This is a genomic window from Flavisphingomonas formosensis, from assembly GCF_009755815.1.
Classification (GTDB): domain Bacteria; phylum Pseudomonadota; class Alphaproteobacteria; order Sphingomonadales; family Sphingomonadaceae; genus Flavisphingomonas; species Flavisphingomonas formosensis.
Genome location: NZ_WRPK01000004.1, coordinates 518,349 through 529,517 on the forward strand (window position 1 = coordinate 518,349; position 11,169 = coordinate 529,517).

The 11,169-nt window shown below is 66.7% G+C and carries 6 protein-coding genes and 1 riboswitch; of the genes, 2 read left to right on the plus strand and 4 right to left on the minus strand.

The annotated features are described in order from the left end of the window. Positions 1-3 precede the first annotated feature (3 nt). Genes cobO through cobW form a run of 3 tightly spaced genes read right to left on the minus strand, consistent with a single transcriptional unit; the run spans position 4 to position 5,416 of the window. Entirely contained in the window at positions 4-612 is a 609-nt protein-coding gene (gene cobO / locus GQY20_RS14575) for a cob(I)yrinic acid a,c-diamide adenosyltransferase (RefSeq protein WP_157217825.1), read from the minus strand. Then, positions 609-4,370 carry a cobaltochelatase subunit CobN gene (gene cobN / locus GQY20_RS14580; protein ID WP_157217826.1) on the minus strand — a complete coding sequence of 1,254 codons (3,762 nt, stop codon included), beginning with the start codon at positions 4,368-4,370 and terminating at the stop codon, positions 609-611. Before cobN ends, cobO begins: the two co-directional genes overlap by 4 nt. After that, the gene (cobW, locus tag GQY20_RS14585; RefSeq protein WP_157217827.1) at positions 4,370-5,416 is read right to left on the minus strand and encodes a cobalamin biosynthesis protein CobW; all 1,047 of its coding nucleotides are present in this window, start codon (positions 5,414-5,416) and stop codon (positions 4,370-4,372) included. The genes cobN and cobW overlap by 1 nt, the downstream gene beginning before the upstream one ends. Before the next feature lie 216 nt (positions 5,417-5,632). Beyond that, positions 5,633-5,861, minus strand: a riboswitch (cobalamin riboswitch). 196 nt (positions 5,862-6,057) lie between these two features. Here cobW and bchE point away from each other — a divergent pair. Next, positions 6,058-7,692, plus strand: coding sequence for a magnesium-protoporphyrin IX monomethyl ester anaerobic oxidative cyclase (gene bchE / locus GQY20_RS14590; protein WP_198350959.1), 1,635 nt, complete (start codon positions 6,058-6,060; stop codon positions 7,690-7,692). Here the strand turns inward: bchE and GQY20_RS14595 are convergent. After that, positions 7,644-8,747 (minus strand): endonuclease/exonuclease/phosphatase family protein, encoded by a 1,104-nt coding sequence (locus GQY20_RS14595; protein WP_157217828.1) that lies wholly within the window; start codon positions 8,745-8,747, stop codon positions 7,644-7,646. The genes bchE and GQY20_RS14595 overlap by 49 nt on opposite strands. A gap of 127 nt (positions 8,748-8,874) precedes the next feature. Between GQY20_RS14595 and GQY20_RS14600 the strand changes: the two genes are divergently transcribed. Next, the gene (locus GQY20_RS14600; RefSeq protein WP_332836092.1) at positions 8,875-11,004 is read left to right on the plus strand and encodes a TonB-dependent siderophore receptor; all 2,130 of its coding nucleotides are present in this window, start codon (positions 8,875-8,877) and stop codon (positions 11,002-11,004) included. Positions 11,005-11,169: the final 165 nt, after the last annotated feature.

Here is an 11,169-nt window from a genome sequence, read left to right on the forward strand (position 1 = left end):
TGATCAGAATTCGATGCCCGGCTGCGCCTTCACGCCCGATCGGAACGGATGCTTGACGAGCGTCATCTCGGTAACGAGATCGGCGGCGTCGATCAGCGCCTGGGGGGCATTGCGCCCGGTGACGATGACATGTTTCGCCGGGGACCGAGCGGTGAGCACCTCGACGACTTCGTCGAGCGGCAGATAATCGTAGCGCAGGACGATGTTGAGCTCGTCGGCGAGCACCATGTCATAGGCCGGATCGGCGATCATCCGTTTCACTTCTTCCCAGGCCTCGCGGGCGACTGCGACATCCCGCGCACGATCCTGGGTATTCCAGGTGAAGCCTTCGCCCATCGGCTTGAATTCGATCCGGTCGGGAAAGGCGTCGAACACCGTCTTTTCGCCGGTAGCCATCGCGCCTTTCACGAATTGCACGACGCCGACCTTCCTGCCATGGCCGATGGCGCGCACCACCATGCCGAGGGCGGCCGTCGTCTTGCCCTTGCCCTTGCCGGTGTGGACGATCAGCAGGCCCTTCTCGATCGTCTTGGCCGCGACGATCTTGTCGTGCGCGGCCTGTTTCTTGCGCATCTTCTCGGCATGTTGTTCCTCGGTGCGCTGGACGCTCATGCTTCGTCTCCCTTGAGCTCGGCGAGCAGCAGGCCCGCGCTGTTCGATCTCGGTTTCCACAGGCCGCGTGCCAGCGCCTCGGCCAGACGGGTAGCGGTTTCGCGCAGGGCCGCCGGATTGGCCTGCGCCATAAAGGCGCGTACCGCCTCGTCCTCGATGAAGGCGGCGTGGACGGCATCGAAATGATGGTCGCGCACCGCATGGGTGGTGGCCGCGAAGGCGAAGAGATAGTCGATCGAGGCTGCGATCTCGAACGCGCCCTTGTAGCCGTGGCGCATCACGCCCGCGATCCACTTGGGGTTGACGAGTCGGGCGCGCACGATGCGGCCGATCTCGTCCTCCAGCGTGCGCATCACGGGCCGTTCGGGGCGGCTGTGATCATTGTGATAGGAAAGCGGCACGCGGCCGGAAAGATGCTCGACCGCGGCGGCCATGCCGCCCTCGAACTGATAATAATCGTCGCTGTCGAGCAGGTCGTGCTCGCGATTATCCTGGTTCTGGACGAGCGCGTCGGCGGAGGAGAGGCGGGCCGCGAACAGCTCGCGTTCGGCATCGCCTTCGACCCCGGCACCGTAGGCGTAGCTGCCCCAGTCGAGATAGACGCCGGCAAGGTCGGCGCGGCTGTGCCACAGCCGCTCGTCGATCATCGCCTGCAGGCCGGCGCCATAGGCCCCCGGCCGCGATCCGAAGACGCGCGTGCCGGCCCGCCGCGCGGCGGTGGTGGGATCGGCGCCGCGATCGATTAGCGCGGCGGTCTCGGCGCGGTGGCGCGCGGCGGCCGGATTGTCCTCGGCGGCCTCGTCCAGCGCCATCACCGCGCGCGCCGCGCTGTCGATGAGGTCGATCTGCTCGGGAAAGGCATCGCGGAAGAAGCCGGAGATACGCAAGGTGACGTCCACCCGCGGCCGGCCTAGCTCGGCGAGCGGCATCAGCTCGAAGCCGGTGACGCGGCCCGACGTCCAGTCCCAGCGCGGCCGGGCGCCCATCAGCGCCAGCGCCTGGGCGATGTCGTCGCCGCCGGTACGCATATTGGCCGTGCCCCAGGCGGAGAGCGCAATGGCGCGGGGATAGTCGCCCTCGCGCTGGAGATAGTCCTGGACGAGCAGCTGCGCCGAACGCCAGCCGAGATCCCAGGCGACCGCGGTGGGCACCGCGCGCGTATCGACCGAATAGAAGTTGCGGCCGGTCGGCAGCACATCCGGCCGCCCGCGCGTCGGCGCGCCCGAGGGGCCGGGAAGGATGAAGCGTCCGTCGAGGCCGGCGAGGAGGGCGGCGGCTTCGGCTGGGCCGCAGGCGTCGACGCGGGGGGCGAGATCGGTGCGGATTGCGTCGAGGACGATCCGGGTTGCTGCCAACTCCCCATCGCCCCTGCCTTCGTAGGGGTGACGGTCTATGGAGCAAGCCTCATCAACCAAATCCGCGGCCACCATCTCCAGCCGTTCGATCGTATCCCCGGCCGTCCGCCAGGGATCGTTTGATATTGCCGCCAGAATCTCCGGCCGAGGTCCCTCCCATCGATCGCCCAACCGGCAATCCAGCGGATCGAAACCCAGCCCCAGATCGTCCGCCAGCGCCCGTAGCATCGAAGCCTCCCCGGCCCCTTCATACCCACGCGGCGTGCGCGCCAATGCGACCACCAGATCCCGCCGCAGCCGCCCCTCCGGCGACTGCGTGAACACATGCAGCCCGTCGCGGATCTGCAGTTCCTTCAGCTCACACAGATAATTGTCGATCGCGGCGAGCGCGTCGTCATCGTCGCCGCTCGCCCCTGCATCCTTGTCGAGCCCCTGGCTGCGTGCGAGATCGAGTATGTCGCGGCGGAGCCGGTCGAGCCGGCGCGGGTCCATGCCGGCGGCGAGATAATATTCGTCGACCAGCGCCTCGAGCTGCTTGAGCGGGCCGTAGCTTTCCGCACGGGTCAGCGGCGGCGTCAGATGGTCGACGATCGCCGCGCCGATCCGCCGCTTCGCCTGGGTGCCCTCGCCGGGATCGTTGACGATGAAGGGATAGAGCTGGGGGAGAGGCCCGGCGCAGATTTCTGGAAAGCAATTCTCGGACAGCGAGATCGCCTTGCCAGGCAGCCATTCGAGATTGCCGTGCTTGCCGACATGCACGATCGCCTGCGCGCCGAAGCTTTGCTCCAGCCAGACATGGAAAGCGAGATAGGCGTGCGGCGGCGCCAGCGCCGGATCGTGATAGCTCTGCTTGGCATCGATATTGTAGCCACGTGCCGGCTGCACCGCGAGCGCGACATGGCCGAAGCGGTGGACGGCGAGGCGGAAGGCGCCGTCGCGGAGGAAGGGATCCGCCTCGGGCTCGCCCCAGCGGGCGACAATGGTTTGGCGTGCGTCTTCGGGCAACAGCGCGAAAGCGGCGCGATAGTCGGCCAGCGGGAGGGCGATCTCACCGGGGCGATCGGCCGAACCGGGCGCATTGGTCACGCCCGCCGTCATCAGCTGCATCAGCGCGGCGCCGCCGCGGGGCGCATCGCCGATAGCATAGCCGGCGTCGCCGAGCGCGGCGAGGATCGCGGCCGCGCTGGCCGGCGTGTCGAGGCCGACGCCGTTGCCGATCCGTCCGTCGCGATTGGGATAGTTGGCGAGCACCAGCGCGATTCGGCGCTCGGCCGGCGGCGTGCGGCGCAGCTGGGCCCAGTTGGCGGCCAGCGCCGCGACGAAGGCAACCCGGCCGGGATCGACGCGCGGGACGACGATGCCGCATTCGGTGCGCGCGTCGAAACGCTCGGCGGACTTGAAGGCGACGGCGCGGGTGAAGAGGCGTCCGTCCACTTCCGGCAGCGCGACGTTCATCGCCAGATCGCGCGGGCCGAGGCCGCGGGCGCTCTCCTGCCACACCGATCGTTCGACGCCGGCGAACACGGTCTGCAGGATCGGGCAGTCGGCGCGTTCCAGCACGCTGGGAGTGCGCGTCTCGCCGGGCGAGGAGGCAGCGAAGGAGGTGGCGTTGAGGATCACGTCCGGCGCAGCCTGGTCGATCAGCCCGGCGAGCCAGTCGCGCGCGAAGGGCTCGCGCAGGGCGCGAACATGGACCGGAACGACGTTCAGCCCTTGCGTCTCCAGTCCGGCGATCACGGCATCGACCGCTTCGAGCGTGCCGGCGATCAGCAGCGCCCGATAGAAGACCAACAGCGCCACCGGGCGACCGGCTTGCCAGCGGGCGCGGACGTCGGCGAGGGTGGGGCGCTCCAGTCCCGGCAGGTAAAGGCCGGCATCGGCGACGGGCACCGGATCGTCCGGTTGGCCGGCGTCGCTCCCGATCAGGCGCGCGGCGGTGCGCAGGAAGCCGACGGCGTTGGCGATGCCGCCCTGGCGCAGATAATCGCGCAGCCGATCGCACCCGGCCGGAGCCAAAGTGGAGGCGCGCTCCAGCTCCGGATCCGCTTCGCGGCCGTCGGCGATCGCGGCGAAGGCGATGCCGCGGGTGCGCGCCATCGCCGCAATCTCGTCGATGCCATAGGGCCAGTAGGATTTCCCGCCGAGCAGGATCACGCACACGAAGCGGGCGTGGGCGATCACTGTCTCGACATAGAGATCGACCGAATAGGGATGGCGCAGTTGCAGCAGGTTCGCGAGCCGGACGCTGGGCGCGCGGTCTCCCAGCGCCGCCGCGGCATGGGCGAAGCAGGCAAGCTCGCTGTCCGCGACGGTCAGGATCACGATGTCGCCGGGCGACTGGGCGAGGTCGATCGCATCCTCGCCGTTCGAAACGGTGCCCGGCGTAGCCGCGAGCAGATGCATCAGCGCGGATCCGCGCCCAGCACCTGTGCGAGCTTGGCTTCGATCGCGGCGCGGTCGAGACCTTTTTGACCGATCACCACGAGATGCGAGCGGCGCGGTTCGCCGGCACCCCAGGCGCGATCGAAATGGGTCTGAATGCGCGGGCCGACCCCCTGCAGCACCAGTCGCGCCGGCTTGCCGGCAACCGCGACCATGCCCTTGACGCGCAGGATATCATGCTCGGCGATCAGCCGCTCCAGCGCGGCGAGGAGCGGCACAATGTCCGCAACCTTGCCGCCCTTGACGACGAAGCTGTCGAAATCGTCATGGTCATGATCCTCCTCGCCGTCATGATGCGAGGGGCGGGCGTCGAGATCGTCCTCGGCGCCGACACCGAGGCCGAGCAGCACGGCGGCATCCACCGCGCCCTGTGCGGCGCGCACGATGCGTACACCGGAACGGATGCCGCCACCGATCTCCGCTTCGACCGCGCCGAGCGCATCCGCCGCGACCAGATCGGTCTTGTTGAGGATGACCAGGTCGGCGCAGGCGAGCTGATCCTCGAACAGCTCCTCCAGCGGGCTGTCATGATCGAGCGAGGGATCGGCGGCGCGCGCCGCGGCGAGCGCGGCCTCGTCGGTCGCGAAGCGGCCGGCCGCGACCGCATCGGCGTCGATCAGCGCGATCACGCCGTCCACCGTCGTGCGGGTGCGGATATCCGGCCATTGGAACGCCTTCACCAGTGGTTTGGGCAGAGCAAGGCCGGAGGTTTCGATGATGATATGCTCGGGCGGGTTGGGGCGATCGAGCAGCTTCTGCATGGTCGGCAGGAAATCGTCGGCGACGGTGCAGCAGATGCAGCCATTGGCGAGCTCGACGATATCCTCCTCCGGACATGCGGCGTCGTTGCAGCCGCGCACCAGATCGCCGTCGACGCCGACGTCGCCGAACTCGTTGATCACGAGCGCGAGGCGGCGGCCGCCGGCATTCTGCAGGAGATGGCGGATCAGCGTGGTCTTGCCGGCACCGAGGAAGCCGGTGATGACGGTCGCGGGTACCTTGCTCATGCGCCCGCTTCCGACGGAATGATGGCGGCAAAACGGATCATCGGCTCAATCTCCCGCGCCCCGGGCGACGACGGGCCGGGGCGGACCGTTCGGCGAACGGCCGGCGCACGGCCGCGGACGGGCACGAAGCCCGCTGCCATGCGCCGTGCGGCCCCAGCCGCAGGCTTCGTCGCTCAGACGGAGAGACCGTGCCGTGGCCAATCCCTGGACCATGGCAAGAGCGACCATGCGCCGGCAGGTCTCCTGGCTCGCGGGTCAGGGCTTGATGCACCGCCTTCCCGGGACCGCGCTCATGCTGGCCCCAGTGACTGTTCCCCCCCAGAGGAGGGAACGATGTGCATCGCGCTCGCCGCTTACAGTTGCAGGGACAGCCGCGGATTAGGAGGTGAAACCCCCGCACCGCATTCCCTTTGAAGCCCCTCGCGGGGCACCGGCGCGATCATGAGCGGCAGGCCTAAGGCCGCCGCTCGGGCGCGGTCATAGTCGCATTGCGTGGGCGCGCCAATGGACTTGTTCGTGTGTGGGGCAAGGGCCGTCGCCGTGCCGTGCCCGACGTGCAGGCTGCATCGATTCTCCATCGGCCACCGATCAGCGCTCGACTTTCGTCCGCGAGAAGCTGCCAACCTCATTGGGAGAATCCGGTGCGTATCCTGCTCGTCAATGTGCCTCACCCATCCATCGGCAGCCGCATTCCAAGAGAGCATCTGCCTCCGTTCGGCTTGCTGTGCGTGGGAGGACCGCTCATTGACGACGGCCATGAGGTGACCCTGCTCGATGGCGAGTTCGGGCCGATGTCGACCGAGCAGTTGGTCCTCCAGGCGGTGGCCAGGGCGCCCGATGCTGTTCTGTTCGGTCATTCCGGATCGTCGTCCGGCCATCCGGTCATCGCCGAGGTGTCCGCTGCCATCGCTCGCGCATTGCCGGGCGCGCATATCGTGTATGGCGGCGTGCACCCGACCTATTTCTGGCGCGAGATACTGGCGCGGGAGCCGCATGTTTGCGCCATCGTCCGCGGGGAGGGCGAAGAGACGGCTCGGCGGTTGATGGGAGCGCTCGGCCGTGGCGAGCCGCTCGATCGCATCGACGGCATCGCTTTTCGCCGCGATGGGGAGATCGTGGGGACACGCGCCGCGCCGGTGATTGCAGATCTCGACGCCTATCGCATCGGCTGGGAACTCGTCGATTTTCGTCGATACAGCTATTGGGGCGGAAAACGCGCGGTGGTCATCCAATTTTCCCGAGGGTGTCCGCATTTGTGCAACTATTGCGGGCAAAGAGGTTTCTGGACGCGCTGGCGGCATCGCGATCCGAAGCTGCTGGCGGCGGAAATCGCGCGGCTTCACCGCGATCACGGGATCGAGGTGTTCAACTTCGCGGATGAAAATCCCAGCGCCGGCCGAACCGCCTGGCGCGCTTTTCTGAAGGCGCTGATCGCCGAGCGTGTCGAGGTGACGCTGGTGGGCTCGACCCGCGCCGACGATATCGTGCGGGATGCGGATATCCTCCATCTCTACAAGCAGGCCGGCTTCGAGCGTTTCCTGCTCGGCATGGAGAATACGGATGAGGCGACGCTGAAGCTCATCCGCAAGGGCGGCAGCATTTCCGCCGACCGGGAGGCGATCCGCTTGCTGCGCCGCCATTCCATCCTTTCGATGATGACATGGGTTTCGGGCTTCGAGGACCAGACAGACGGAGACCTCTGGCGGGCATTGCGGCAGATCGTCTCCTATGACGCGGATCAGATCCAGGCGCTCTACGTCACGCCGCACCGCTGGACGCCCTATTATCGGTTCGCCCGAGATCGTCCGGTGGTCCAGCCGGATATGACGAAGTGGGACTATAAGCATCAGGTTCTCGGGATGCGGCATCTGCCGCCGTGGCGCCTGTTTCTGTGGGTCAAGCTGATCGAAGCGGTCGCGCAATTGCGGCCTCGCTCGCTCAGGCGGTGGATCTGGCACTCCGACGCACGGATCCGCCATGCCATCCGCTGGTATTATGGATGGGCCGGCGCGTCTGGTTTCACGAGCTGCTGGGTTTTCTCCTGCGCGACTGCTGCCGTGCCGACGGACGCACCGTGGGCGATTTTTTCGGCGACGCTCAGGATCATGAGGAGGAAGCATCGCGCCCTAGTAGAGCAGCCAGGCTACCGCGACCGTCGGCGAGCGCATCGCGCGAAGCATTCTGACTTTCTCCGTTTCGTCCGAAGCCCTGCCGACCCCGGCGCGGCTCAACAAGGCGGCCGCGGCGCGCCGGCCCGCGCCCATTTCAGTTCGTAGGTGACCAGGAAGCCGTCATGATCGGAAAGCTCCGGGCCGCTCGGGCCGCCGTCGAACATCGCCTCGACGCGGATCGGGCGTACCGACACCTGGGTGCCGTGCCAGAAGAATTGCAGATCCTGCGTGTCCATCCAGGGTGCGTCGCCGTCCCACGACAGACGCACGTCGCACCCCGAGGCGGCATCGACACAGACGCGATGGACGAGGAGGAGAGACTGGTAGCGGGAGAAATTCTCCCACCGCCGCTCCGAGTGGCGCATGTTGAAATCGCCGCCGAAAATCAGCGGATAGGAATCATCGTGGGTTCGATCGATGAACTCGGACGCTTCCAGCGCCTGCCGGTCATGGGCGGCGAGATTGCGTGCCAGCGGCGCACGCGAGGCGCTGCGCGAGTTCATGTGCGTGTCATAGACGTCGATCGGCGTCGGCACGCCCGGTACGCTGATCCGCGCCAACACTATGCCCTTGTTGGCGAGGCAGTCGATCCCCGCGCAGGACCGGCGGCCATAAGCCCGCATCTCGACCGCGCTGATCGCGTAGCGTGAGGCGATGGCGACGCCTCCGCCGGTAAGGCGCAGGCCTATTTCGCCGCGCTTGATGCGGGCTTTGCCGGGCAGCGGGTCCGTGGTCGACGGATCCGGGCGCGTCGTCCGGCGCGGCCCGGTGACGATCGCGGGATAGCCGCTGTCCGCTACCGCCTGCTTGGCCGCGCCCGAGAACATTTCTTGGAACAGCACGATGTCGGGCGCGGTACCGGCCGCGCGCATCGCGGCGAGCCTGCGACCGATCTCGCGCAACTGCGGCGCACGCCCACTACGCGCAGGCCAGCCGAGACCTTCGAGATTGTAGGTCAGCACCGACAGGGTAGTCGAGGCATTGCGACCGTCGTGCGAGAGGGTGATGCGGGGCGCGGCGGCGGCGCTGCAGGCTAGAACCCGGTGCGGGGGTGCTGTCGCGCATCCGCTTGCGAGCAGGAAGGCTACAACGGTCAGACCGGTGCGCCAGCGCCCTCCGCGCGGGGCCGGGTTCGTTCGTCGAGCACTCCTGCCGGTCATCGTCCGCATCCCTTCGAAAGAGCGCCTTCTATCCGGGAGATGACGAATCTTGCAAAACGCATTTAAAATGCAATTGCGAACTATTATCAACCTCTTTAGTGGCGCCTCTCGGAATGCGGAAAGGGAAATGATGGTCGACCCAAATTACGCCAAGGCTCTGATTCTCGGGGCGATGCTCTATGCCGGCCCGGCGCTGGCCGAGGCGGAGAGCAACGAGGATCCGGGAAGCGTCATCGTCGTCACCGGCGAGCGCGAGCGCACCGTGGCGTCTGCCGGCACCAAGAGCAGCCTGCCGCTGGCGGAGACGCCGCAATCGATCAGCGTCATCGATGCGCGGGATATTGCCGGCCTCGGCCTCCAGAATCTCAACCAGTCGCTCCGCTTCGTCGCCGGCGTGACCCCCGAGCAGCGCGGATCGAGCGCCGAGGTGTACGACCAGTTCAAGCTGCGCGGCTTCGATGCGATGCAGTATCTCGACGGCCTGCGCATCTACGACAGCCCGTCGGGCTATGCGTCCACCCAGATCGACGTCTCGCGGCTCGATCGTGTCGAGATCGTGAAAGGGCCGGCGTCCGCGCTCTATGGCCAGTCCGGCCCCGGCGGTCTCGTCGCCCTGTCCAGCAAGCTGCCGCTGGCCTCCGATTCCTATGGCGCGGCCAGCGGGACGTACGGCACTTACGACCTGTATCGCGTCGACGCCGATGTCGGCGGCCGGCTGAGCCCGAGCATCGCCTGGCGCGTCTATGGCAGCGCGAACGGAGCGCATACGCAGCAGCGCTTCGGCAAGCGCGAACGGCAGACCATCTCCGGTGCGGTGACCGTGGGGCAAGGCGGATCGACCACCCTGACCCTGCTCGCCAACTATTCGCACGATCCCTATAATGGCACCTACAGCGTCTTCCCGGCCTCGGGCACGTTCATCGCCAATCCCAACGGGAAGCTTTCGACCAAGTTCGACGGCGGCGAGCCGGACAATCGCTTCCGCCGCGAGCAGGGGGCGATCACCTATATTTTCAACCATGATTTCGGCAGTGGCTGGGCGTTCCGCGCATCGGGCCGCTACCAATCGGTGAAGTCGCGCCTCGGCATTGCGTATACGAGCGGTTCCCTGGACAGCAGCGACCCGACCTCCGCGACCTTCTCGCGCGCATCCTATTCGACCCGTGAGCGGATGAAGGCGTGGACGTACGACAATCAGCTGATGGGCAAGGTGGAGACGGGCCCGATCACGCATAATCTGCTGTTCGGCGTCGATCGGCAGGTGCTGCATTCGACGGAGGATTACGCCTTCGGATCCTTCTCGTCGCTCGATGGCTATAATCCGGTCTACGGCTCCCAGGTCGTGCCGCAGACGCCGCAGGACGTGCCGGACGCGTTCGGCGGCTATCTCGCCTATCATGTCCGCCAGCAGGGCATTTACGTCCAGGATCAGATGAGTTGGGGCGGTCTGCGGGTGATGCTGAGCGGGCGCCAGGATTGGGCGCGGGTCGAGCCCGTCGGATCGGACGCCGAGCATTCCAAGAAATTCACCTGGCGAGCCGGCGCGCTCTATAGGACGGCGCTCGGCATTGCGCCCTATGTCACCTATTCAACCTCCTTCCAGCCGCAGAGCGGGCTGGTGCTGAACAATGACGGGTCGCAGGGTCAGGCCAAGCCGTCGCTCGGCAAGCAGATCGAGGCCGGCGTCAAATATCAGCCGGTCGGCACGCAGATTCTGCTGACCGCGGCCTATTTCGACATTCGCCAGACCAATTTGCTGACGTCGGTCCCGAACACCAACTATTCGATCCAGACCGGCAAGGTGCGTTCGCGCGGCGTCGAGGTCGAAGCCAGCGCCCCGCTCGGCCATGGTTTTCAGGCCAAGCTCGCATTCAGCCGGCAGAAGGTGCGGGACAGTGATGGAGCGGGCATATTGGGCGTCGGGCGCGGCGGCGTTTCGGCCAATCTCGAATGGGCGCCGGAGCAGGGGCCGCTGGAGGGTTTCGCGGTCGGCGGCGCCGTGCGCCATGTCGACCATGTCTATGCCGGCACCTATTTCGACGGCATCACCTACAATACGCCGGGCTACACGCTGTTCGACGCTCTGGTGCGCTATGATCTCGGCAAGACCATTCCGCGCCTGGAAGGCGTGACCTTGGCCGTCAACGCCACCAACATCTTCGACAAGAAATATCTGACCACCTGCTATCTCGATTATGGCTGGTGCTGGTATGGCAATCGCCGCACCGTGCAGGGCACGATCGGTTATCGCTGGTAAAATTCAGGCGCTCCCGGGGAGGGCGCGCTGGAGAAGCGGAACGCCCCCCCTCACATGATGATTTTTCGGTCAAGGGCCGGTCTGCATTATTGTAGCGGCGCGATCGTCGATGGAATCCAGCTGAGCTATGTCACGAGTACCGACGAAGACACCTCGCCTGTACAA